The organism is Mesorhizobium sp. M1D.F.Ca.ET.043.01.1.1 (assembly GCF_003952385.1).
In the GTDB taxonomy this organism is placed as follows: Bacteria; Pseudomonadota; Alphaproteobacteria; order Rhizobiales; family Rhizobiaceae; genus Mesorhizobium.
Map to the genome: position 1 here is coordinate 6,106,476 of NZ_CP034444.1, position 23,808 is coordinate 6,130,283.

Annotated in this window: 22 protein-coding genes and 1 tRNA gene; 13 read left to right on the forward strand and 10 right to left on the reverse strand. The window is 64.5% G+C overall.

The window, feature by feature from the left end; all coding sequences use genetic code 11:
* Positions 1 to 3 precede the first annotated feature (3 nt).
* From EJ067_RS29235 to EJ067_RS29270, 8 genes are all read left to right on the forward strand, one after another.
* Positions 4 to 825, forward strand: coding sequence for a biotin--[acetyl-CoA-carboxylase] ligase (locus tag EJ067_RS29235; protein WP_126088610.1), 822 nt, complete (start codon positions 4 to 6; stop codon positions 823 to 825).
* A 96-nt stretch (positions 826 to 921) separates the two neighbouring features.
* A complete protein-coding gene (locus EJ067_RS29240) occupies positions 922 to 2,592 on the forward strand; it encodes a ribonuclease J (RefSeq protein ID WP_126088611.1) in 1,671 nt (556 codons plus the stop codon).
* 119 nt (positions 2,593 to 2,711) lie between these two features.
* The gene (gene mce / locus EJ067_RS29245; RefSeq protein ID WP_126088612.1) at positions 2,712 to 3,116 is read left to right on the forward strand and encodes a methylmalonyl-CoA epimerase; all 405 of its coding nucleotides are present in this window, start codon (positions 2,712 to 2,714) and stop codon (positions 3,114 to 3,116) included.
* Positions 3,113 to 3,397 (forward strand): DUF1467 family protein, encoded by a 285-nt coding sequence (locus EJ067_RS29250; RefSeq protein ID WP_126088613.1) that lies wholly within the window; start codon positions 3,113 to 3,115, stop codon positions 3,395 to 3,397. Before mce ends, EJ067_RS29250 begins: the two co-directional genes overlap by 4 nt.
* A gap of 576 nt (positions 3,398 to 3,973) precedes the next feature.
* The gene (proS, locus tag EJ067_RS29255; protein WP_126088614.1) at positions 3,974 to 5,299 is read left to right on the forward strand and encodes a proline--tRNA ligase; all 1,326 of its coding nucleotides are present in this window, start codon (positions 3,974 to 3,976) and stop codon (positions 5,297 to 5,299) included.
* Positions 5,299 to 6,582 carry a lipoprotein-releasing ABC transporter permease subunit gene (locus tag EJ067_RS29260; protein ID WP_126088615.1) on the forward strand — a complete coding sequence of 428 codons (1,284 nt, stop codon included), beginning with the start codon at positions 5,299 to 5,301 and terminating at the stop codon, positions 6,580 to 6,582. Before proS ends, EJ067_RS29260 begins: the two co-directional genes overlap by 1 nt.
* Positions 6,579 to 7,262, forward strand: a complete 684-nt coding sequence (locus EJ067_RS29265) for an ABC transporter ATP-binding protein (protein ID WP_189510163.1) — start codon at positions 6,579 to 6,581, stop codon at positions 7,260 to 7,262. The genes EJ067_RS29260 and EJ067_RS29265 overlap by 4 nt, the downstream gene beginning before the upstream one ends.
* Before the next feature lie 550 nt (positions 7,263 to 7,812).
* Positions 7,813 to 9,063, forward strand: a complete 1,251-nt coding sequence (locus EJ067_RS29270) for a site-2 protease family protein (protein WP_126088617.1) — start codon at positions 7,813 to 7,815, stop codon at positions 9,061 to 9,063.
* A gap of 185 nt (positions 9,064 to 9,248) precedes the next feature.
* Here the strand turns inward: EJ067_RS29270 and lipB are convergent, their stop codons facing one another.
* The gene (gene lipB, locus EJ067_RS29275; RefSeq protein WP_126088618.1) at positions 9,249 to 9,992 is read right to left on the reverse strand and encodes a lipoyl(octanoyl) transferase LipB; all 744 of its coding nucleotides are present in this window, start codon (positions 9,990 to 9,992) and stop codon (positions 9,249 to 9,251) included.
* Positions 9,993 to 10,227: 235 nt separating this feature from the next.
* On the opposite strand from lipB, the gene EJ067_RS29280 reads away from it, so the two are divergent.
* Positions 10,228 to 10,312, forward strand: a tRNA-Leu gene (locus EJ067_RS29280).
* A 148-nt stretch (positions 10,313 to 10,460) separates the two neighbouring features.
* On the opposite strand, the gene EJ067_RS29285 is transcribed toward EJ067_RS29280, so the two are convergent.
* A complete protein-coding gene (locus EJ067_RS29285) occupies positions 10,461 to 12,776 on the reverse strand; it encodes a phosphoenolpyruvate carboxylase (RefSeq protein WP_245468081.1) in 2,316 nt (771 codons plus the stop codon).
* A 146-nt stretch (positions 12,777 to 12,922) separates the two neighbouring features.
* On the opposite strand from EJ067_RS29285, the gene EJ067_RS35555 reads away from it, so the two are divergent.
* Entirely contained in the window at positions 12,923 to 13,075 is a 153-nt protein-coding gene (locus EJ067_RS35555; protein ID WP_245468082.1) for a hypothetical protein, read from the forward strand.
* 129 nt (positions 13,076 to 13,204) lie between these two features.
* Here EJ067_RS35555 and EJ067_RS29290 read toward each other — a convergent pair whose 3' ends face one another.
* The 6 genes from EJ067_RS29290 to EJ067_RS29315 form a co-directional block, all read right to left on the reverse strand.
* Complete coding sequence (locus EJ067_RS29290; protein ID WP_126088619.1) at positions 13,205 to 14,173, reverse strand: D-glycerate dehydrogenase; 969 nt, start codon at positions 14,171 to 14,173, stop codon at positions 13,205 to 13,207.
* Positions 14,174 to 14,250: 77 nt separating this feature from the next.
* Positions 14,251 to 15,150 carry a succinate--CoA ligase subunit alpha gene (sucD, locus tag EJ067_RS29295; RefSeq protein WP_126088620.1) on the reverse strand — a complete coding sequence of 300 codons (900 nt, stop codon included), beginning with the start codon at positions 15,148 to 15,150 and terminating at the stop codon, positions 14,251 to 14,253.
* Positions 15,151 to 15,164: 14 nt separating this feature from the next.
* Positions 15,165 to 16,352 (reverse strand): malate--CoA ligase subunit beta, encoded by a 1,188-nt coding sequence (locus EJ067_RS29300; RefSeq protein WP_126088621.1) that lies wholly within the window; start codon positions 16,350 to 16,352, stop codon positions 15,165 to 15,167.
* A 20-nt stretch (positions 16,353 to 16,372) separates the two neighbouring features.
* On the reverse strand, positions 16,373 to 17,335 hold the full coding sequence (locus tag EJ067_RS29305; protein ID WP_126088622.1) for a CoA ester lyase: 963 nt from the start codon (positions 17,333 to 17,335) through the stop codon (positions 16,373 to 16,375).
* A gap of 10 nt (positions 17,336 to 17,345) precedes the next feature.
* Positions 17,346 to 18,536, reverse strand: coding sequence for an aminotransferase class V-fold PLP-dependent enzyme (locus EJ067_RS29310; RefSeq protein WP_126088623.1), 1,191 nt, complete (start codon positions 18,534 to 18,536; stop codon positions 17,346 to 17,348).
* Between the two features lie 122 nt (positions 18,537 to 18,658).
* Positions 18,659 to 19,282 carry a response regulator transcription factor gene (locus EJ067_RS29315; RefSeq protein WP_126088624.1) on the reverse strand — a complete coding sequence of 208 codons (624 nt, stop codon included), beginning with the start codon at positions 19,280 to 19,282 and terminating at the stop codon, positions 18,659 to 18,661.
* Between the two features lie 413 nt (positions 19,283 to 19,695).
* On the opposite strand from EJ067_RS29315, the gene mgtE reads away from it, so the two are divergent.
* The 3 genes from mgtE to EJ067_RS29330 all read left to right on the forward strand — a co-directional run bounded on the left by mgtE (position 19,696) and on the right by EJ067_RS29330 (position 22,178).
* Positions 19,696 to 21,093, forward strand: coding sequence for a magnesium transporter (mgtE, locus tag EJ067_RS29320; protein ID WP_189510830.1), 1,398 nt, complete (start codon positions 19,696 to 19,698; stop codon positions 21,091 to 21,093).
* Between the two features lie 146 nt (positions 21,094 to 21,239).
* A complete protein-coding gene (locus EJ067_RS29325; RefSeq protein ID WP_126088626.1) occupies positions 21,240 to 21,626 on the forward strand; it encodes a MerR family DNA-binding transcriptional regulator in 387 nt (128 codons plus the stop codon).
* A 39-nt stretch (positions 21,627 to 21,665) separates the two neighbouring features.
* A complete protein-coding gene (locus tag EJ067_RS29330; RefSeq protein WP_126088627.1) occupies positions 21,666 to 22,178 on the forward strand; it encodes an HXXEE domain-containing protein in 513 nt (170 codons plus the stop codon).
* A gap of 11 nt (positions 22,179 to 22,189) precedes the next feature.
* Here the strand turns inward: EJ067_RS29330 and EJ067_RS29335 are convergent, their stop codons facing one another.
* Both EJ067_RS29335 and EJ067_RS29340 read right to left on the reverse strand, forming a co-directional pair.
* Entirely contained in the window at positions 22,190 to 22,666 is a 477-nt protein-coding gene (locus EJ067_RS29335) for an isoprenylcysteine carboxylmethyltransferase family protein (RefSeq protein WP_126088628.1), read from the reverse strand.
* Positions 22,663 to 23,664: a DUF1624 domain-containing protein gene (locus EJ067_RS29340; RefSeq protein WP_126089788.1), complete on the reverse strand. Its 1,002-nt coding sequence runs from the start codon at positions 23,662 to 23,664 to the stop codon at positions 22,663 to 22,665. The genes EJ067_RS29335 and EJ067_RS29340 overlap by 4 nt, the downstream gene beginning before the upstream one ends.
* Positions 23,665 to 23,808: the final 144 nt, after the last annotated feature.

The window sequence follows — 23,808 nt, forward strand, 5'->3', positions numbered from 1 at the left end:
GGGATGGCATTTCGGCTGGCTCCAACCGCGGCGTCGGAGGGATTCCGGATCGAGGCCCATGACAGCGTCGGCTCGACCAATGCGCTGGCGCTCGAGCATGCGCGGACCGGCGATCCCGGCAAGCTCTGGGTGGTCTCGAAGAAGCAGGAAAGCGGGCGAGGGCGGCGCGGCCGCGCCTGGGCGACGCCCGAGGGCAATCTGGCGGCGACGCTGCTCCTGGTTCCCGGCGGCGAGCTCAGGCTTGCCGCAACGCTCGGCTTCGTCGCCGGGCTTGCGCTTGCGGATGCGCTCGACGCCGTCGTCCCGCAAGGCCGGATCGCCGTTGCCCTGGACGGCGTCAGCGAAGGACGCAATCGCTTCGAATTGAAATGGCCGAACGACGTGCTGGCCTCCGGCGCCAAGCTCGCCGGCATCCTGCTGGAGTCGGCCATGCTCGATGGCGGCCGCTTTGCCGTCGCCGTCGGCATCGGTGTCAATGTCGTGGCTTACCCGCAGGATCTGCCTTATCCGGCGACTTCGCTCAAGGCGCTGGGCGCCAATTGCGATGCCGAGACGCTGTTCCTGGCGCTCTCCGACGCATGGAGCGAAAATGCCCGATTGTGGGACGACGGGCGCGGGCTTACCGCCATCAGGAAGCGCTGGCTGGCCCGGGCGGCCGGGCTCGGCGGTGAGGTTGCTGTCAGAATTGACGGCAATGTGGTGCGCGGCGTCTTCGAGACCATTGACGAGGACTGCCGTTTCGTGATCCGCGACGATGATGGATCCGTTCTGACGATCGCGGCCGGCGACGTGCATTTCGGCGCGGTCGCGTCAGCGCGGGTATAGTTTTGTTTTTGCGCAATTCCGGACGGAAAACCGTGACACACTCTTCCTGGAATTGCGCTGGTGGCTTGGCCTGAGCGGCCAGGAAGGAAAGAATGCATGGCGAATAAAGATAACGCCGAGCTCGTCTTCGCGCCGCTTGGCGGCGTCGGCGAGATCGGCATGAACTTCGCCCTCTATGGCTACGGGCCGGCCGACGCGCGCGAGTGGATTATCGTCGATGTCGGCGTAACCTTTCCCGACACCGCGCATCCGGGCGTCGATCTCATCCTGCCCGATACGCGCTTCATCGAGGAGAACCTCGACGGCTTGCGCGGCATCGTCATCACCCATGCGCATGAGGACCACTATGGCGCGCTGCTCGACATCTGGCCGAAGCTCAAAGCGCCTGTCTGGATGACGCCGTTCACCGCCGGCCTGCTCGAGGCCAAGCGGCAGGGCGAGCAGAATGCGCCGAAGATTCCGGCATCGATCTACCGGGCCGGCGAGAAGTTCACCATCGGGCCGTTCGAGATCGAGGCCATTCCGGTGGCGCACTCGATCCCCGAGCCGATGTCGCTGGCGATCGCCTCGCCGGCCGGCACCGTCATCCATACCGGCGACTGGAAGATCGATCCGGCGCCGACGATCGGGCCCATGACAGACGAGGCGCGCTTCCGCGCCTATGGCGACAAGGGCGTGCTGGCGCTGATCTGCGATTCCACCAATGCATTAAGGGAAGGCGAGTCGCCGTCGGAAGTGGCGGTGGGCGAGGGCCTGAAGGGCGTCATCGAGAAGGCCAAGGGCCGCGTCGCGGTAACCACCTTCTCCTCCAATGTCGGGCGCATCGTGTCGATCGCCAGGGCGGCGCGCGACGCCGGCCGGCAATGCCTGGTGCTCGGCCGCTCGCTGAAGCGCGTTATCGATGTCGCGGGTGAGCTCGGCTATATGGACGGCCTGCCGGAATTCATCGCCGAGGAGGATTACGGCTTCATCCCGCGCGAGAACCTGGTGATCATCTGCACCGGCAGCCAGGGCGAGCCGCTGGCGGCACTGGCGAAGCTGTCGCGCGACGAGATGAAGTCGGTGGCGCTGACGGCCGGCGACACGGTGGTGTTTTCCTCACGCACCATTCCCGGCAACGAGAAGGCAATTCTCGAGATCAAGAACCGGCTGATCGATCTCGGCATGAAGATCATCGAGGACGGCGATGCGCTGGTCCATGTTTCCGGCCATCCGCGCCGCAGCGAATTGCGCAAGATGTATGAATGGGTGCGGCCGCAGATCGGCGTGCCGGTGCATGGCGAGGCGGCGCATCTGGTGGCGCAGGGCTCGCTGATGTCGATGTCGGGCATCGGCCAGGTGGCGCAGGTGCGCGACGGCGACATGCTGAGGCTCTGGCCGGGCCCGGCCACGATCATCGACCAGGTGCCGTTCGGCCGCCTCTACAAGGACGGATACTTGATCGGGACCGACCAGGCGATGGGCATACGCGACCGGCGCAAGCTGTCCTATGCCGGCCATGTCGCGGTCAATGTCGTGCTCGACGACAAATACGAGCTGGCCGGCGACCCTGATCTGGTCGCCATCGGCGTCGCCGAGGCGGACGCCAGCGGCGAGACGCTGGAAGACCTGATGCTCGATGCGGCAATCGGCGCGGTGGACTCGATCCCCCGCCAGCGCCGAAAAGACCTCGACCTGGTGCAGGAGGCAGTGCGTCGCGCGGTGCGCGGCGCCGCCAACGAAGCCTGGGGCAAGAAGCCGCTGGTGACGGTGTTCGTCACGCGGTGACGAACAAGGGAATAGGGGAGTAAGGCAGTAGGGGAATAGGGAAGAATAAGCAGTTTGTATTTGTTCAGACTCGTTTCCCTACTGCCCTACTCCCTTACTCCCCTAAAGCGGAGCGCTTTATGCTCGGACGCCTGAACCATGTCGCGCTAGCCGTGCCGGACCTGGCCGCGGCGAGCGCGGCCTATCGCGAAATGCTGGGGGCCCGGCTGAGCGAGCCGCAGGCACTGCCGGAGCACGGAGTGACGGTGGTGTTCGTCGATGTCGGCAACACCAAGATCGAGCTGCTGGAGCCGCTGGGCGATGCTTCGCCGATCGCCGCATTCCTCGAGAGGAATCCCTCGGGCGGCATGCATCACGTCTGTTACGAGGTCGACGACATCCTGGCCGCGCGCGATCATCTCAAGGCGAGCGGTGCGCGCGTGCTCGGCGACGGCAACCCGAAGATCGGCGCGCATGGCAAGCCGGTGCTGTTCCTGCACCCCAAGGACTTCTTCGGCACGCTGGTGGAACTGGAGCAGGCATGAACTGGGTTTCCTTCGTAGCGCTGTTCTTCGTCACATGGTGGCTGGTGCTGTTCGCAGTGCTGCCGTTCAGCCTGCGCACCCAGGACGAGGATAAGGACGTGACGCTGGGCACCGTTTCGAGCGCGCCCAAGGGACCGCACATGCTGCGCGCGGCGATCCGCACGACGATCGTGACCGCGATCGTGATAGGCATTTTCTACGGGCTGACGAGGGGGCTCGGCCTTGGCTTCGATGACATTCCGCACATCGTGCCGGACTTTAGTCATACTACCGGCAACTAAAGTCCTACATAGTCTCCGCAAGTATTGAGCCGCCGGCGCGCGCTTTGGTTGAAATCGGAAGCCGGCTTCCGATTTTCGCGGCTAATTATGGGTAATGCTGTTTGGCAGTCTGTCGTGCTAAGCAGATGATTGCACAAAAAAAATGCAAGGCACGAGGCCTTGCAATTTAAACGCGTCCGATCCGTTTCCGGTGTCCGGCGGCAGCGAGTTACCGCGCCTAGATCGCATCCTCCCAAGACTTTGACCGCGTAGGAGAGCAGATTTTTCTCCGCCCTCTCGGTTATCGGCGCACACTAGACCAAGGCAGGCGACAATGTCACGAAGAATTTTGCCTCTAAATGGGCAATATCGTGCTGCACTGCACAATAGTGGGGCAAGGCTTGCTTGTGAATCGATCAAATAGCCGGAAGCGGCACTTTGGCGGCCAAACACGCCTTTTTGATCATGCGCAGAACACCCCAACACTTTGGCGCGCTCGGGTTTCCATTCTGTCATGAAATGGCTATGAAGCCCGGGCAAGCAGCCTCGTGCGCGCCGATTCCACGCGCCGCAATTTTTTCATTCACGGACCAGTCCATGCGTTTGTCGCGCTACTTCCTGCCCATTCTCAAAGAAAACCCCCGCGAGGCGGAAATCGTCTCGCATCGGCTGATGCTGCGCGCCGGCATGATCCGCCAGCAGGGGCAGGGCAGCTTCTCCTGGCTGCCGCTCGGCAAGCGGGTGCTGGACAAGGTCTGCCAGATCATCCGCGAGGAGCAGAACCGGGCAGGCGCGCTGGAAATCCTGATGCCGACCATCCAGTCGGCGGACCTGTGGCGCGAGAGCGGCCGCTACAACGACTACGGCAAGGAGATGCTGCGCATCAAGGACCGGCAGGACCGCGACATGCTCTACGGTCCTACCAACGAGGAAATGGTCACCGAGATCTTCCGCGCCTACGTCAAGTCCTACAAGGACCTGCCGCTCAATCTCTACCACATCCAGTGGAAGTTCCGCGACGAGGTGCGTCCCCGCTTCGGCGTCATGCGCAGCCGGGAATTCCTGATGAAGGACGCTTACTCCTTCGATCTCGATTTCGAAGGCGCCAGAGCCGCCTACAACCGCATGTTCGTCTCCTATCTCAGGACGTTTACGCGCATGGGCCTGCAGGCCATTCCGATGCGCGCCGACACCGGCCCCATCGGCGGCGACCTCAGCCACGAGTTCATCATCCTGGCCGACACCGGCGAGAGCCAGGTGTTCTGCGACCGCGCCTATCTGTCGCTGGACGTGCCCGGCGCGGACACGAACTTTTCAAACGATACCGAGATCGGCGGCATCGTGAAGAAATGGACGACGCCTTACGCCGCCACCGACGAGATGCATGACGAAACGGCCTGGGAGAAGGTCTCCGAAGGCGACAGGCTTTCGGCGCGCGGCATCGAGGTCGGCCACATCTTCCACTTCGGCGAGAAGTATTCGAAGCCGATGAATGCCAAGGTCACCGGGCCCGATGGCAAGGACCATTACGCTTCGGGCGGCTCGTACGGCATCGGCCCGTCGCGGCTTGTCGCGGCGATCGTCGAGGCGAGCCACGACGAGAACGGCATCATCTGGCCGGAAACGGTGGCGCCGTTCGACATCGGCCTGATCAATATGAAGGCAGGCGATGGCGAATGCGACCGCGTCTGCGACGAGGTCTACGCGGCGCTGACTTCGGCCGGCAAGGACGTGCTTTATGACGACACCGACCAGCGGCCGGGCGGCAAGTTCGCGACCGCCGACCTGATCGGCCTGCCCTGGCAGGTGATCGTCGGCCCGCGCGGCGTAGCCGCCGGCGAGGTCGAGATCAAGAACCGCCGCAGCGGCGAGCGCGAGACGCTGCCGATCGCCGAAGCCAAGAAACGCTTGGGAATCGCCTGATGAACGAGGCGGCTGCAGCTCGATCGCCGGCAGGCGCCTTTTCAGGCTTCGAGCGCATGGTGGCGTGGCGCTATCTGCGTTCGCGCCGCAAGGAGACGGTGATCTCCGTCATCGCCTCGATCTCCTTCCTCGGCATCATGCTGGGCGTCGCGACGCTGATCGTCGTGATGGCGGTGATGAACGGTTTTCGTGCCGAACTGCTCACCCGCATCCTCGGCGTCAACGGCCATCTGATCGTGCAGCCGCTGGATTCGCCGCTGGAGGACTACGCGCAGGTGGCGAGCCGCATCAACGGCGTTTCCGGCGTCAAATACGCCATCCCGCTGATCGACGGGCAGGTGCTGGCGCAAGGCAATGTCGGCGGCGGCACCGGAGCGCTGGTGCGCGGCATTCGCGCGGAAGACCTCAACAAGATCTCGATCGTGTCCGGCAACATCAAGCAGGGCACGCTAGACGGCTTCGACACCGGCGAGGGCGTGGCGATCGGCAAGCGCATGGCCGAGAATCTCGGCCTTGTGCTCGGCGACACCATCACGATGATTTCGCCTGAAGGCGACGTCACGCCGCTCGGCACCACGCCGCGCATGAAAGGCTACAAGGTGGCGGCGATCTTCGAGGTCGGCATGTCGGAGTATGACAGCTCGATCGTCTACATGCCCTTCTCCGAGGCGCAGCTCTATTTCAACATGGACGGGCGGGCGCAGACCATCGAGATCTATGTCGACAATCCCGACAATGTCGATGCGCTGAAGCCGCCGGTCGAGCAGGCGGCGCAACGGCCGATCGACCTCGTCGACTGGCGCCAGCGCAACGAGACCTTCTTTTCGGCGCTGCAGGTCGAGCGCAACGTGATGTTCATGATCCTGACGCTGATCGTGCTGGTGGCGGCACTCAACATCATTTCGGGCCTTGTCATGCTGGTGAAGGACAAGGGCCACGACATCGCCATCCTGCGCACAATGGGCGCCTCGCGCGGGGCAATCCTGCGCATCTTCCTGATGACCGGGGCCGCGATCGGCGTGACGGGCACGATCGCCGGCGTGCTGCTCGGCGTCGTCATCTGCCTCAACATCGAATCGATCCGCCAGTTCTTCTCCTGGATGACGGGCAGGATATTGTTCAATCCCGAGCTCTATTTCCTCAGCCAGCTGCCGGCGAAAATGGACCCGCGCGAGACCACCTATGTCGTCATCATGGCGCTCAGCCTGTCCTTCCTCGCCACGGTATTTCCGGCATGGCGGGCGGCACGGCTCGATCCGGTCGAAGCCTTGAGGTACGAGTGATGGCCGAAGCCATTATCGAGCTGAAGGGCGTCGAGCGGCACTATGTCCAGGGGCCGCGCAAGCTCACCATTCTGAACGGCGCCGACTTCTCGCTGCGGCGCGGCGAGATGGTGGCGCTGGTGGCGCCTTCGGGGACCGGCAAGTCGACCTTGCTGCATACGGCGGGATTGCTCGAGCGGCCTGACGCGGGGGACGTGATCCTCAGCGGCCGCGCCTGCGGCCGGCTCTCCGACGACGAACGCACCGCGATCCGCCGCAACGATGTCGGCTTCGTCTACCAGTTCCATCATCTGCTGCCTGAGTTCTCGGCGCTCGAGAACATCATGATGCCGCAGCTGATCAAGGGGCTCGGCCGCAAGGAGGCGTCCGAGCGGGCGGCGCAACTGCTCGACTACATGCAGATCGGCAAGCGCGCGCAGCACCGGCCTTCCGAGCTCTCGGGCGGCGAGCAGCAGCGCGTGGCCATCGCGCGCGCCGTCGCCAATGCGCCGCTGGTGCTCCTGGCCGACGAGCCAACCGGCAATCTCGATCCGGCGACCGCCTCATATGTGTTCGACGCGCTCGAGGCGCTGGTGCGGCAGTCGGGACTGGCGGCGCTGATCGCCACCCACAATCACGAGCTGGCCTCGCGCATGGACCGGCGGGTGACGTTGGCCGAGGGCAAGGTGGTGCCGCTGTAGGGCAGGCCGATATTCGGATGAGGCCGGCCTGGGAATGGCAGCTTCCTGCGCTTCCGGTACTCACCTACTATAAGTACGCTCCGTTCCGGTTCTCGGAATCCGCCATTCTCGACTCGGCCTGATCCGAATCTCGACCTGCCTTCGGCCCGGTTCTGCGACGACCCCAAAAAGAGCCCAACCTTCTCGTCAATCTTTCCTTAACCTTACCCAAACGGATCGCTCGAATTCGCTCGGCGTGCCGCTTAGCGATCGTTGACATTCGAACAAAATTAGAACAAATTACGAACATATGAAAAACAGGAGAGAGTTATGGCCGATCTGGTTCAGGATGTCGTCTCGCTGGTTTGCATGAGCACCTTTCTCATTTCCATGGCGATCTGGATTGGCGCCATGTGATCAGGCGGTCCGCCGCGGACGGACAAGAGCCCGCCCGTTGTTCGGGCGGGCAAAAAAAGGCCCGCCCGGGGATGGGCAAGAGCCCACCTCTTGTTAAGTCTTTCTTGGCCGCACGGCCGCTAGGCTGCTCCTTAAAGACGGGGAGCCAAAGGCAGTGTCGGTCATCGTCACGGTCACTCTCGTGGCCGGAAATCTCGGACTGATCTTTTTGCTGATGACCGTGCCGCTCGGGCGGCGCACGGTGACCGTCAGTCGTGTGATAGAGGCCGATCGGAAACGCCTCTGGCAGGCGCTTTGGCCGTTCGGCGCAGATGCCGGCTGGTCGGGTGAGATCCTCTCCGCCGAACCCTTGGACGGCGAGGGGACGGCGCTGATCAAACTGTCCTGGGAAGGGCGGGATGGCCGGCCGATCGAACGCAAGGCGCGCTTCGACGATGTGGCGGAAGGCAGCCGCTTCTCGATGCGCGTCATCGAGGATACGGCGCTCGATCCCTCGTTCTGGGCCGACTATCGCGAAACGACCGAACTGGTGCTCGAAGGCGGTGCGACGCGGGTCACGCTGACGCAGACCGACCGTTATCGCGGCGTCGCCTTCCTGATCTTCCGTTACTTCGCCATGCGCCGCGAACTCGCCAAGCTCAAGGTCTGGGCGAGAACCGGCAAGTATCGCAAGGGCGGCTGGTTCGAGCATCCGGTTAGCCAGATCGGCTTCGCCGTGCTTTCGGCCTTCATCCTGTGGCCGTTCTTCGGTCTCAATCCCGGCGGGCTGGCGCTGGCCGCGATCCTGACCTCGGTGGTGGCGCTGCACGAGCTTGGCCATATGGCGGCGTTCCGCCTGACGGGGCATCGGCGGGCGCGCATGATCTTCATCCCGCTGCTCGGCGGCATCGCCATAGGCGGCAGGCCCTATGACAGCCGCTTCGAGGTCGCCTTCGTGGCGCTGATGGGGGCCGGCTTCTCCGCCTTCCTGGTGCCTCTGCTGATCGCCGCCAGCGGCGTTGCCGGCAGCGAAGGGCACCGCTTGGCGGCGTTGCTGCTGGCAACACTTGCCGGCTGTGCGTCGCTGTTCAACATCGCCAATCTGGTGCCGGTGTGGAAGTTCGACGGCGGCCAGGTGCTGCGCCAGATCTGCCCGGGCCCGGTCGTTCTCGCGCTGGCGTCCTTCCTGCTGCTGACTGCCCTCTTGGCGCTCGGTTGGCGTGCCGGCTTCTCGCCCAGCTTCCTGCTTGTCGCCGGCGCGGTGTTCTCGATCCTCAGCCTGATCACCGTCGGAAGCGGCGTGAAGCCGCGCCACGAGCTGAAGCCGATCCATGCCTTCGACCGCCTGGCCATGGCCGGCGCGCTGCTCGCGGTCTTTGCCATCCACGGCTATGGCGTGCTCTGGGCCTCCGCACAGCTGATGTAGGGTGTGCTGAGATTCAAGTGATGCCGGCCTGCAAACGCTGGGTTCCTGCGCTTCCGGCCTTCGCCGGCCGGAGCACTCATGAGTGGCCTAGCAGCTAAACTAAGGCTACGGCCGGCGTAGGCCGGTTCTCGGAACCCAACGTTTTCCACGCGGCCTGACCTGAATCTCAGCACACCCTTGGGGGGTCAACCTGCCTTACGCGCCGGTTGGGCATTCGGAACTGCCGCAGGCCCGAACACATCCTCGAAGGCGGATTTCAGCGCGAGATCGAGGTCGGCCATGGTCACCGGCAGGCCGAGGTCGACAAGGCTGGTGACGCCATGGTCTTGTACGCCGCAGGGCACGATGCCGCTGAAATGGGAAAGCTCCGGCTCGACATTGATGGCGATGCCGTGAAAGCTCACCCAACGCCTGAGCCTGATGCCTATTGCCGCGATCTTGTCCTCGGCGGGTGAGCCGTCCGGCAGGGCAGGGCGGTCCGGCCGCACCACCCAGACGCCGACCCGGTCCTCGCGCCGCTCGCCGCGCACGTTGAAGGCGGCAAGGGTGCCGATGATCCATTCTTCCAGCGCGGCAACGAAGGCGCGGACATCCTCGCGCCGACGCTTGAGGTCCAGCATGACATAGGCCACGCGCTGTCCCGGACCGTGATAGGTGTATTCGCCGCCGCGGCCCGCGGCAAAGACGGGAAAACGATCGGGCTCGATCAGGTCCTCGATGCGCGCGCTGGTGCCGGCGGTGTAGAGCGGCGGATGCTCGACCAGCCAAACCATCTCGCTGGCGGCGCCGGTGCGGATCGCCTCGGCGCGCGCTTCCATGAAGGCAAGGGCATCCGGATAGGAAGTGAGGCCGGGCTCGATCACCCATTCGACCGGCGCCGAACCGGGAAGGGGCAGGAACGACGTGGCGATCTGGCTGCGTTCTGTCATGGACTGTTCGTTTACCGACTGTGTACGCCGGGTCCCAAACCTGTTGCAGCTTGGGGCGGCATTACGCCTGCGCTTATATGGCGGCAATCGGCCAAAACGTCCAGTTCCGGTAGTGCGATACCAGCTCCGCAAAGGGTTGTGCAAATCAGCGACGATTATTCCGCACGGCGCACTTGTTTCGCCGGAAACGATTTGCTACAGGCCCCGGGCCGGACGGTTCCGGCTCCTACCACGTGCGGTCGTGGCGGAATTGGTAGACGCGCAGCGTTGAGGTCGCTGTGGGGCAACCCGTGGAAGTTCGAGTCTTCTCGACCGCACCAAATCTCCCCCGAGATATCGCTTTGGTCGACTGACGGACGAGCAGGCTCGTCACTGCGCGGCTGGCAATGCGACGTCGTTCGCAGCGGACGTACCAGAGCGAAGGCGCGTCCTGCCGATTGGCTCACCGCTATGGGCAGAAACCCGCGCCTACCCCGTCCAGCCAAGGCCAGCGGAGATGCAATTGATCGACACAAGCAGGGCATCGGTCGCCCGTTTCTGATCCGCCGTGCCGGTATTTGCCCGAACTTCGCGCAGCAGATGGGCCTGCAGCCGGTGAATGTCATCCATCTGTCGCCGCAGGTTGTCGAATCGCCGCTTGAACATCGGAAAGCGCGCGGAAAGATCGCCGCCCGTGAGGTCGCCGATCAAGCGCCGCGTCAGCTCGTATTCGGCGGCGACACGGGCGTGGATTCGGCGGGCCGCATCGCTGTCGGACACCAGGCTCGCGTAGAGCTGCGCGATCTCCATGTCGGCCTGGTAGAGCGTCTTCTCGGCCTCATCGACGATCAGGCGGAAGAAGCGCGAGTGCTCGAACATGCGAGCCAGAAGCTCGCGCCCGGCCTCGCCGCGCACTGTAACGAAAGAGCTGAGCGCACTGCCGATGCCATACCAGCCGGTCAGCAGATGACGGTTCTGGCTCCAGGCGAAAACCCAAGGAATGGCGCGCAGGTCGGCAATGCCGCTGGCGCCGAAACGGCGATCCGGCCGTGAACCCATTTTCAGGAGCGCCAGTTCGGCGACGGGGCTCGCCTGGTTGAAATAATCGAGGAAGCCGGGCTCGGCCATCAGCCCTGCATAGGATGCCTGCGACATGCCGGCGAGCGCTTCCAGCGCTTCGTCGAACTCGGGTGTCGTCTCTCCGTCGGCGGGCGATCCGACACTGTGGGCCAGCACGCCGGCGGCGAGGATCTCGAGCTGGTTTAGGCCCGTGCCGCGATTGGCGAATTTCGACGACACGACCTCGCCCTGCTCGGTCACCCGCATGGTTCCGGTGACAGTGCCTGCCGGTTGCGCCGCGATCGCCCGGCCGGTCGGCGCGCCGCCGCGGCTGACGGAGCCGCCACGACCGTGAAAGAAGCTGATCCTGACCTTGTGCTTGCGCCCGACGGCAGCGAGGCGCTTTTGCGCTTTTGCCAGTTCCCAATTGGAAGCGAGGAAACCGCCGTCCTTGTTGGAATCGGAATAGCCGAGCATGATTTCCTGGCGGGCGCCGAAATCTTGCGTCGTCCGCCTCACCAGGGAAACGCCGAGCAATCCATTCAGGATCCCAGGGGCAGCCTGCAGATCGGCGATGGTCTCGAACAAAGGCACGATCCGCAGCCTGATTGTGCCGCCGCCATCGGGCGCGGTTGAAAGTCCGCAATATTGCGCCAGCAGATAGACGGCGAGCAGATCGTCGGCCGAGCGGGTCATGCTGAGAATGAAGGAGCCGACAGCGTCGGCATCCGAGCTTAGGATGTGCTCGCGAATGACGGAGAATGTCGAAAGCAGTTCAGATGCTTCAGGCGAGAGCCGGCCTTCGTCGATCTCCAGCCGCTCGCCCTGGCTGAGGCCCGCGCGAATGCGCGCCGACCATTGCGGCGTGCCGGCCGCGACTGGATCGGCGGGATGTGTCAGCGCAAACAGCTCGGCCAGCACCCGGTTGACGACCGTGGAGTTCTGCCGGATGTCGAGCGAGACCGTGCGGAAGCCGAAGCTTCCGACCTGCCAAAGCAGGGGCCGGACGAAACGCTTGGCAACCGCGCGCCCTCCGATCGCTTCGAGCACTGAAGACAGCGCGCTGAGATCGGCACGAAACGTCTCTGCAGAGAGGTATGCCGACGTACCGCCGTCCCGCGTGGCCGCCAGCCGGGCAAGCATGGCTGAAGCGAACTGACGAAGCGGTTCGTCAGGGTTGCGGGCGGCGATCGCCTGCGCCTGTCCGCTTCTATCAAGCGCCGTTTGCAGCACCGGCTTGAAGCCGGCGGGCAGGTCGATGACGTTCGAGCTGGCGCTGAGCACACTCACCAGCCGCTGCACCTGCGCCAGATACCAGGCTGTGGTGGTATTGCGGTATTCGGACAGGGCATGGGCGGTGGCTGCCGCCGTCACATTTGGATTGCCGTCGCGGTCGCCGCCGATCCACGAGGCATAGCGCATGAAGGAGGGAATCCTGATCGGCTCTCCCGGATAGTGACGTTCGAAAGCGCTTTCAAGCTTGTCATAGAGCTGCGGCGTTGCCTCGAAGATGACTTCGCGAAAGAAGTGCAGGCCCCAGGCAATTTCGCCTTCGACCGTCGGACGCTCCAGTCGCAATTCGCCCGTCATCCACAGAAGCTCGATCTCGCTTTCCAGATCGGCGACCAGCAGGTCGCGTTCGCGCGGCGCCCAGCGCGGCTGGTCGAGCTCGGTCAGCTTGCGATAGATGCGGCGGTGGATCTCCAGCACCGTGACGCGCTTGGCCTCCGTCGGGTGGGCGGTCATGGTCGGCCCGACGGATAGCTCGTTCAGCGTCCCTTGGACTTGCTCCGCGGAATGGCAAATTCGCCGCCATCTGCGCGACCACGCTGGCGAAGGACCCGGGCACCTCGTCGGCGCCCGCGCCTTGCTCAAGCTCGCGCCGCGCCCGCATGGCAAGCAACTCGTCGGCAATCGTCAGCAACTGGAACCACACGCCGCTCGCCTGGAGCGCCGGGATGCGCTGCTCAGGGGCGAGGGAGACAAGCGACCTGCGCCCGGTCAGGATGGCAGCGATCTCGGGCGCGCGCGCGCTTGCGACCTGAAGCAGCAGGCGCATCAAAAGGCTGCGCTCGTCCTCACGAAACTTGATGCGTCTGCTCTGTTCCAAACCGCTTTTCCTGATCCGTCCGCATCGATTGCCGCCGCGTCCTGGATTGAGGCCGGGCCGGCTTTCAGGCGACCCGGTCGGGGACCGGACGACCCTCGAAGAAGGCGGTCAGGTTCTCCACCACCTTCATGCCCATCGCCACCCGCGTTTCCTCGGTCGCGCTGCCGAGATGCGGCAACAGAACGACGTTCTCCAGCAGTTTCAGCGCCTCCGGAACGGCCGGCTCGCCGTCAAAGACGTCGAGGCCTGCACCGGCGATCTCACGCCTTTCCAGTGCGCCGATCAGGGCATCCTGGTCGACGACGTCGCCGCGCGCCGTGTTGATCAGAAAGGCGCTGCTTTTCATCGACCGCAGACGTCGGGCATCGATGAGATGGCGGTTTTCCGCGCCGCCCGGACAGTGCAGAGACACGAAATCGGATGCCGCGAGCACATCCTCCAGAGCTGGCATCTGCACCGCGCCCATGGCGCGCGTCTCGTCATCATCGACCGGTGACCGGTTGAAGAAGACGATCTTCATGCCGAAGCCGAAATGCGCGCGCCTGGCCGTCGCCTTGCCGATGCGGCCCATGCCGACAATACCCAGGGTCTTGCCCGAAACCCTGGCGCCGGCCATGTGGGTCGGCGACCAGCCGCGCCACTCTCCGGCCCGCAGCTGCCGCTCGCCCTCGCCAGTGCGGCGCGCGACGGCCAGGATCAGGCTGAGGGCGAGGTCGGCGGTGCAATCGGTCAGCACGCCGGGCGTGTTGGTCACCACGATGTCGCGGTCGCGGGCGGCCGTGACATCGATATGGCTGAAGCCGACGCCGAAATTGGCGATGATCCGCGTGCGGGCGGCGCTGTCGGGAAACACCGTGGAAGGCAAACGGTCGCTGACCGTTGCCAGGATCGCGTCGAAATCCGAGAACGCCGAGGTCATTGCGGCAGGACTAAGCGGCGCATCGCTGGTATTGAGCGTGGTGTCGAAGCGCTCGGTAAGGATCGCCTCGACGGCGGCCGGCCATCTGCGGGTGACAATCAAACGCGGTTTCATCGAATTCTCGCCGATCAAGGGGTCGCCGCCATGCTCGCGCCGACCCAGACGTCATATGTTGCGGGCTATGCGGGTCGTCACGCAGCCTTCTTCGTCCGCGCCAGCGTGTCGGCCACGACCTCGCCGAAGGAGGCCGGGGTGGGCACGATGACGACGCCGGCTTCCTTCAGGATCTCGACCTTCTCCTGTGCCGACTCGCCGAAGGCCGAGATGATGGCACCGGCATGGCCCATGCGGCGGCCCTTCGGCGCAGACAAGCCCGCGATGTAGGCGATCAGGGGCTTCCTCATATTGTCGCGCGCCCAGATCGCGGCTTCGGCCTCCTGCGGTCCGCCGATCTCGCCGATCATCACCACGGCGTCGGTCTCGTCGTCCTGCTCGAACAGTTTCAGGATGTCCTTGAATGACGAGCCGTTGATCGGATCGCCGCCGATGCCGACGCTGGTCGACACGCCGATGCCGAGCGCCTTCATCTGCGAGGCCGCCTCATAGCCCAGCGTGCCGGAGCGGCCGACGATGCCGACGCGGCCGGGAAGGTAGATGCTGCCCGGCATGATGCCCATCAGCGCCTGTCCGGGCGTGATGACGCCGGCGCAGTTCGGCCCGACGAGGCGCATGCGGTCCTCGAAGCGATAGCGGCGCATGTAGCGCTTGACCTGCATCATGTCCTGCGAGGGGATGCCGTCGGTGATGCAGACGCAGAGCTTGATGCCGGCATCCGCCGCCTCCATGATCGAATCGGCGGCGAAGGGCGGCGGCACAAAAACGATGCTGGCCTCGGCGCGGGTCTCGCGAACCGCGCCCTTGACGGTGTTGAAGATCGGCAGGCCGAGATGCGTCTGGCCGCCCTTGCCGGGGGTGACGCCGCCGACGAGCTTGGTGCCGTAGCGCTTCATGTCCTCGGCGTGGAAGCTGCCGATCTTGCCGGTGAAGCCCTGGACGATGACGCGGGTGCTGCGATTGAGCAGGATTGCCATTTTTTCGACCTCCCTCAGGCTGCTTTTTTCTTCTTGGCGGCCGCGCGCCAGGCGGCGACGGCCTTCTCGGCGGCTTCGGCCAGCGTGTCGGCAACGATCACCTTCTCGCCGGACTCGGCCAGGATCTTGCGCCCTTCCTCGACCTTGGTGCCGGAGAGGCGCACCACCAGCGGCACGTCGACGCCGACCTCGCGGATCGCCTTGATGACGCCTTCGGCGACCCAGTCGCAGCGGTTGATGCCGGCGAAGATGTTGACCAGGATGGTCTCGACATTCTTGTCGCCGAGCACGGCGCGGAAGGATTTCGCCACCCGCTCCGGAGAGGCGCCGCCGCCGATGTCGAGGAAGTTGGCCGGCTCGCCGCCGGCGATCTTGATCATGTCCATCGTCGCCATGGCGAGGCCGGCGCCGTTGATGATGCAGCCGATATTGCCCTCCAGGCCGACATAGGAAAGGCCGCGGTCGCTGGCGAAGGTTTCGCGCGGGTCTTCCTGGCTCTTGTCGCGCAATTCGGAGATCTCCGGGCGGCGGAACAGCGCGTTCTCGTCGAACGACATCTTGGCGTCGAGCGCGACCAGGCTGCCGTCGCGGGTCACCACCAGCGGATTGATCTCCAGCATCGAGGCGTCGTAGTCGCGGAACACCTGGTAGCAGCCGAGGATGGTCTCGGTCGCCTTGCCGATCAGGTTGCTTTCGAGGCCGAGACCGAAGGCGATCTCGCGCGCCTGGAAGCCCTGCATGCCGACACCGGGATCGACGGTGGCGCGGATGATGGAATCCGGCTTCTTTTCGGAGATGTCCTCGATCTCCATGCCGCCGGCGGCCGACGCCACGATCATGACGCGCTCCTCCTTCCGGTCGAGCACGAAGCCGAGATAGAGCTCCTGCGCGATGTCGACCGCCTCCTCGAGATAGAGGCGCGAGATCAGCTTGCCGCGCGGGCCGGTCTGCTGGGTCACCAGCTTGCGCCCGAGCATGGCTTCCGCCGCGTTGGAGATCTCTTCGTCGTTGGAGCAGAGCTTGATGCCGCCGGCCTTGCCGCGCGCGCCGGAATGAACCTGCGCCTTCAGCACCCATTTCGAGCCGCCGATCTCGCGTGCCCGGTAGGTCGCCTGCTCGGGGCTGTAGGCAAGCCCGCCGCGCGGCACATGCACGCCATGGCGGGCGAGCAGTTCCTTGGCCTGGTATTCGTGAATGTCCATCTTGTCCTCCCGGTAGTTCTTTAATGTGCCGCGCTATGCGCCTGGCCGGCGCGCTCGATCGCCTCGCTGACAACCAGCACGTTGCGCGCCATGCGTTCGGACGCCGCGTCGATCATCTTGCCGTCGAGCGCTGCCGCACCCTTGCCCTGCGCCTCCGCCTCCTTCAGCACCTCGAGGATGCGGCGGGCGCGCGTGACCTCCTTCTCCGGCGGCGAGAACACGTCGTTGGCCAAGGCGATCTGCGAAGGGTGGATCGCCCACTTGCCTTCGATGCCGAGTGCGGCGGCGCGCCTGGCGGCTGCCTTGTAGCCCTCGGGATCGGAGAAATCGCCGAACGGCCCGTCGATCGCGCGCAGGCCGTAGGCGCGACAGGCGACCGTCATGCGCGACAGGGCGAAGTGCCACTGGTCGCCGGGATAGTCGGGATTCAGCCCGCCGATGTTGACGGTGCGCGCCTTGTTGCTTGCGGCATAGTCAGCGACGCCGAAATGCATCGCCTCCAGCCGGCCGGGCGTGGCGGCGATCGCCTCGACATTGGCCATGCCGAGCGCGGTCTCGATCAGCGCTTCGAGGCCGACGCGGGTCTTGAAGCCCTTGGCCATCTCGATCTGGTTGACCAGCGCTTCGACCATATAGAGGTCGGCCGGCACGCCGACCTTCGGCACCAGGATCGTGTCCAGCCGGTCGCCGGCCTGTTCCATGACCTCGACGACGTCGCGGTACATGTAATGGGTGTCGAGGCCGTTGATGCGCACCGAGACGGTCTTGCCCCTGGCGCGCCAGTCAATGTCGTTCAGCGCCTGGATGATGTTCTTGCGGGCGCGTTCCTTGTCGGGCGGCGCCACCGCGTCCTCGATGTCGAGGAAGATGAAGTCGGCGGCGCTGTTCGCCGCCTTGTCGATCATCTCGGGGCTGGAGCCCGGAACCGCCAGCTCGCTGCGCTGCAGCCTGAGCTTCTTGAGGTGGTTGATGGTGTGGCTCATCGTCTGCTCCTCACGCTGCCTCGGCGACCGGCATTGCCGCGGTGCGCCGGAAATGGTCGATCGCGGCCGCCACGCCGGAGCCCGGCGCCAGGCGCACGCCGCAATCGAGCAGCGCCATTTCGGCGGCCGACAGCGAGGCGCAGACCATCACCTCGTTCAGCCAGCCGAGATGGCCGATGCGGAAGACCTTGCCGGCCACCTTGTTGAGACCGCCGCCGAGCGAGGTCTGGTAGGTGCGGTAGGCGCGCTTGACGACGTCGGCGCTGTCGATGCCTTCCGGCACCAGGATCGCGCTGACCGTGTCGGAGTGCCATTGCGGCGCCTTGGCGCACAGCTTCAGCCCCCAGGCGTCGACCGCCTTGCGCACGCCTTCGGCGAGGCGGTGGTGACGGGCGAAGATGTTCTCCAGCCCTTCCTCGGCGATGAGGTCGAGCGAGGCGCGCAGGCCGCGCAGCAGCTGCGTGGCGGGCGTGTAGGGGAAATAGCCGGTATCGTTGGCGCGGATCATGTCCTCGAAGGAGAAGTAGCACCGCCGGTGGGTCGAGACCCGCGACGCGGCAAGCGCCTTCTTGCTGACCGACAGGAAGCCGAGGCCGGCGGGCAGCATGAAACCTTTCTGCGAGCCGCTGACGGCGCAGTCGACGCCCCACTCCTCCTGGCGGAAATCGATCGAGCCGATCGACGACACGCCGTCGACGAAGAGAAGGGCAGGGTGGTTCGCGGCGTCAAGCGCGGCGCGGCAGCCGGCGACGTCGCTGGTGACCCCGGTCGCGGTCTCGTTCTGGGTGCAGAAGACCGCCTTGATGCGGTGCGCCTTGTCGGCCCGCAGCCTTTCCGCGTAGAGGTCGAGCGGCACGCCCGTTCCCCATTCGCAGTCGATGACGTCGACGTCGAACCCGAGGCGCTCGGCCATGTCGACCCACAGATGCGAGAATTGGCCGAAGCGCGACATCAGCACCCGGTCGCCGGGGCTAAGCACGTTGGTCATGGCCGCTTCCCAGGCGCCTGTGCCTGACGAGGGGTAGATGAAGACGCGGCCGGTCTCGTTCTTGAACACGCGTTTGATGTCCTCGAACAGCGGCAGCGTCAGATTGGGGAAGGAGGCGGCGCGCATGTCCTCCATCGGCAGGTTCATCGCCTGCCGGACCTCTTCGGGAATGTTGGTGGGTCCCGGGATGAAAAGATGATTGAACCCAGCCATGCGCGAACTCCTCCGATCGTTTGGGATGGTGGAGGAAGTTTCGTTTCGATCGCGCCTCGCAACAACACCTTGCCGGGTAAGTTGTCGCCACGCACGGGTAGGGGCGGACCTACCCGGCCCGCCTACCCGAAAGGCGGTTTGGAACTGCGGCGCTTCTCATTCGCATAGAGCGCGACGGCCATGGCGCGGTTGCGCACGTCGAGCTTGTCGTAGAGATTCTTGAGGTGGTACTTCACCGTGTTCTCCGAGATCCCGGTCCGGGTCGCGATCTGGAGATTGGTCCAGCCGTCGGACAGCACCGCAAGCAGCTCGCGCTCGCGCACGGTGAGCTGCGACAGCGGCGTGTCATTGACCTTGTTGATGTCGATGTAGGGGATGCAGATGCGCCCGTGCGCGACTGCGAGGATCGTCTCGAAAATGATCGGCGGATCGTCGAACTGGAAGCAGTAACCCTGGGCGCCGAGCCGCACGCACTGCTTCAGGATGCCGACGTCGTGGTCGTTGGAAAAGACCGTGATGCGCAGGTCGAGCTTGCGGCTCTGGACTTCGGCCAGGATGTCGGCGCCGTCCATGTCGGCGAGCTTCCAGCCGATGACGGCGACGTCGAACCCGGTGCTCTCCGCCAGTTCAAGGAATTGCTTGCCGCTCTGCACGGAACTCAGGAGCTCGAAACGCCCGTCGCATTCCAGCATCTCGCGGAGCGCCGATACAACGAGCGGATTGCGCTCGGCAACGACAACGCGCACGCGCCTCGAGCCAACTGCTTCGTTCGTTTTCCCCGACTCGAGGTTCAAGGCCTGCCGCTTGTCCTTTCGATCTCGCGCTTGCCGGCCGCTGCAGGCCTGCATCATGACAATTCTGCCCCAACCGTGAGGTGGCGCTCTTTCCGCAGCGACATGCTCTGTCGCGCCGGCTGAACCCGCAAAATGCCGCGCGACCCGCTTCAACTGGAGGCGTCACGAGCAGATTTCGCCGCAGATTCCGTACGCTAGGGCAATGTTTTGCCGAGACGAATCGCGTCGCGGCGCTATCTGCCGCACAGGCATCGGATTTTCCCGAAATGCGGTTTCCACTTTTCGGGATCATGCTCTAGACCTGATTCACACCCTTTCCGGATTCCTGTTGGCGGGAGGCGCTGGTGGAAAGCCAGGACAGACAGATGACCGGCGCCAAGACCGCTGAGGAAGGCGGCGCCGACATTTATGGCGAGGACGGCGCGGTCCGCGCTTCCTTCCTTGCGCAGATCGGCGCTGCCATCGCCGATCGCGACACGCTCACCTTGAAACGCGAGGTCGACGATCTCCATCAGTCGGAACTCGGCGACCTGTTGGAAGCGCTCCACCCTGAGCAGCGCCGCGCGCTGGTCGACTTGCTCGGCTCCGATTTCGATTTCTCCGCGCTGACCGAGGTCGACGAGGCGATCCGTCTCGACATCGTCGACAATTTGCCCAACGAGCAGATCGCCCAGGCCGTGCAGGAGCTCGATTCCGACGATGCGGTCTACATCCTGGAAGACCTCGACCAGGAAGACCAGGACGAGATCCTCTCACAGCTGCCCTTCACCGAGCGCATCAGGCTGAGGCGCGCGCTCGACTATCCGGAAGAAACGGCCGGCCGGCGCATGCAGACCGAGTTCGTCGCCGTGCCGCCGTTCTGGACGATCGGGCAGACCATCGACTACATGCGCGAGGACAAGAACCTTCCCGATCGCTTCAGCCAGATCTTCGTCATCGACCCGAGCTTCAAGCTGGTCGGCGCCATCGATCTCGACCAGATCCTGCGCACCAAGCGCGCGGTGAAGGTCGAGGAGGTGATGCATGAGACGAAGCATGCCATTCCGGCCACCATGGACCAGGAAGAGGCCGCGCGGGAGTTCGAGCAGTACGATCTGCTGTCAGCCGCCGTGGTCGACGAGAACGACCGTCTTGTCGGCGTGCTTACCATCGACGACGTCGTCGATGTCATCCAGCAGGAGGCGGAGGAAGACCTTCTGCGCATGGGCGGCGTCGGCGACGAAGAGCTATCCGACACGGTACTGGCGACGTCGCGTTCGCGTGTGCCGTGGCTGCTCGTGAATCTGATCACGGCGTTCCTGGCGGCCTCGGTGATCGGCCTGTTCGACCGGACGATCGAGCATATCGTGGCGCTGGCGGTGCTGATGCCGATCGTCGCCGGCATGGGCGGCAATGCCGGCTCGCAGACCATGACCGTCACCGTGCGGGCGCTGGCGACGAAGGACCTCGATATCTACAACGCCGCCCGTATCATCCGCCGCGAGGTCGGCGTCGGCTTCATCAACGGCATCGTGTTCGCAGTGCTGATCGGCATGGTCGCCGGGGTCTGGTTCCATGACCGCAATCTGGGCGGCATCATCGCCGCGGCGATGATCATCAACATGTTCGCGGCGGCGCTCGCCGGGATTCTCATTCCACTGCTGCTCGACCGCTTCAAGATCGATCCGGCGGTGGCTTCCGCCGTCTTCGTCACCACCGTCACCGACTGCGTCGGCTTCTTTGCCTTTCTCGGACTGGCCACTTGGTGGTTCGGCATTCCCTAAGAGAATGCTACAATTGACTTTTACGTAAGTGCCGTGCGACGTTGCCTTGGGGTCACATGCCGATTCCGGCACATGACGGGGTTTGATCGGAGGAAGGGCGACGCTCCTGCGCGGCGATGCCTGGATGTTTGGGCGTGGGAGCAAGAATGCGGGAATATTACACGATCACCGAGCTGACGCGCGAATTCGACGTGTCGACCCGGACGTTGCGGTTCTACGAGGACGAAGGGCTGGTGCAACCGATCAGGCGCGGCCGCACGCGGCTGTTTCGCCCGTCCGACCGGCATCTCATCCGTCAGATCATGCGCGGCAAGCGCCTTGGCTTCTCGATCGCCGAAATCCGCGAAATCATCCAGATGTACAAGGAGCCGCCCGGCGAGGTCGGCCAGCTCAAGCTGATGATCAGGCGCATCGAGGAGAAGCGCGAGGACCTGCGCCAGAAGCGGCGCGATCTGGAAGAAACGCTTGCCGAGCTCGATCAGGCGGAGGAGTCCTGCGTGGAGCGGCTGGCGGAACTCGGCGTCAACACCTGAAGGGCCGCCTGCTTTCGTTGAACTGGCGAACGATCAACCGTGTTCATAATTCTGGCCTGGCTGTTCGCAGCCGCAGTCGTCGTCCACAACCTGGAAGAAGCATTTCTGTTGCCCGCCTGGTCGGAGCAGGCTGGGCGCTGGCACAGGCCCGTCGGGGTGCGCGAATTCCGGTTCGCCGTGTTCGCACTCACCGCTCTTGCCGGTGGTGCGGCGTTGCTCGCTGCCGTGCAGGGGCGGGAGAGCTTTGGTGCTTATGTGTTGTCCGGCTATGCGCTGGCGATGCTGCTCAATGTGGTCTTTCCACACCTCCTCGCCACGATAGTCATGCGCCGCTACATGCCGGGCACGGCGACCGCTCTTGCCTTGAACCTGCCGGTCACCGTCGCCCTGCTGCGTCAGGCGTTTGAAGAGGGGTATATTTCGTCGATGCGTTTTGCGTTGGCGGGGCCGGCCGTCGTGCTGGCGATTGTGCTGTCGATCCCAGCGCTGTTCTGTCTCGGCCGGAAACTGTGGCCCGACACCGCAAAAGCGTCACGCCGAACGGCGGGCTGATTTTGCCAGGCTCAGATCCAGCGCCGCACCCTTTTTGCATAGTCCCGATATTTCTTGCCGAACTTCGCCGCCAGCATCTTTTCCTCCTTCTCGATCGCCATCTTCTGCGTCGCGAAGGCGGCGAGGAAGGCAAAGAGCAGGAACCAGGCGATGCCGGTGATGAAGGAGACGCCGATCAACAGCAGCGTGTTGGCGAGATACATCGGGTTGCGGGTGATGCCGAAGGGGCCTGACGTCACCAGATGATCGGGCTCGGCATTAGGATTGAGCGTCGTCCTGGCGCGCACCATGGCGCGGATCGCCGTGACCCAGAGCGCCGCGACGCCGAAGAGCGCCACCCAGCCGGCGCCGACCAGGATGTCGCCGAAGATGTCGCCGATCCAGGGCAGCGGGTAGAACATGCCAAGCACGACGCTGAGTGCGATCGCCGCGACATAGATCACAGGCGGCCAGGGGATGAACCCATGCTTCGGCTGGGTGCCGGTCATTGTTGCCCTCCCTCCATCTTGCTTTCGGTCGCTGCGGTGCAGGTGCTGGCGAGATCGGCAAGATGCGATTTCCAGATCTCGGACTGGTCGTTGCTGTAGAGCTTGTCGAGAGATCCTTCGCCCTTCAGCGTGTCGAGCATGCAGCCACAATAGCTGGAACAGAACTTCGTGTCCTGCTGCTGTTCACACTGCGCCTGGCAAGCCGGCAGGAAGCCGGCGTCCTTGTCCTGCGGCGTGGCGGGCATGGCCTGCGAAAGCAGCCAGACCGAGCCGAACAGCAGCGGCTGATGGATGAGGTAGAAGGCGAGGCTGTGCCGGCCGATGAAGGTCAGCGGATTCGACCAGCGGCCGGGCATCCAGGTTCCCAGCCGGGCGAGAAGACCGGAGGCTGAAGCGAGCTTGACGACCGCGATGCCTGCGAGCACCGCGCCGAACCATGGAAACAGCGGCACATAGTCGTTGGAGCGCGGGTTGGTCGCCGACAATCCGACCCACCACAGCGCCGGATGGTCGAAGACTTCCGATCGCAGATAGTAGGGTGCTGCAATCACGGCTGCCGCGACGATCGCCGTCAGCAGTGCCGGCAGCCTGAGGAAGGCAAGGCCGAGCAGGCTCGCCAGCGCGATCTCGTGCAGGATGCCGAAGAAGATGAAGCCGTCCGGCGTCGCGATGTAGGTGATGGCCGAGATGGCGATCGCCGCCACGGCGACCATGGCAAAACGCTTCCAGAAGCTCGGCCAGCGGATCTGGCGGCCATGCGCCAGGAACAGGCTGACGCCGACCAGGAACAGGAAGGTCGAGGCGATGCAGCGCGCGTAGAGCTTCCACCAGCCGAAAGCGGTTAGCCCCGGCGTGGTGTAGCCGAAATTCTCGAGATCCCAGGTGAAGTGGTAGCTCGCCATCGCGATCAGCGCGATTCCGCGCAGGATATCGAAGGCGACGATGCGGCTGTGTTTCGGCGCGTCCTGAGCGGCTTCGCTCGTCGTTTGAAGGCTCATCATCTCGCATTCCGATTCAGTCGTGCCAAACGACTATCACGGTTCTGGCCAACAACAGAGGGCGGATCGGCGGCTGCCATTCCGGCGGCATGGCAAGCCGCTTTAGGCCAGCGGCGGAAAGCCTTTGACCGGCTTCGCTTTTCG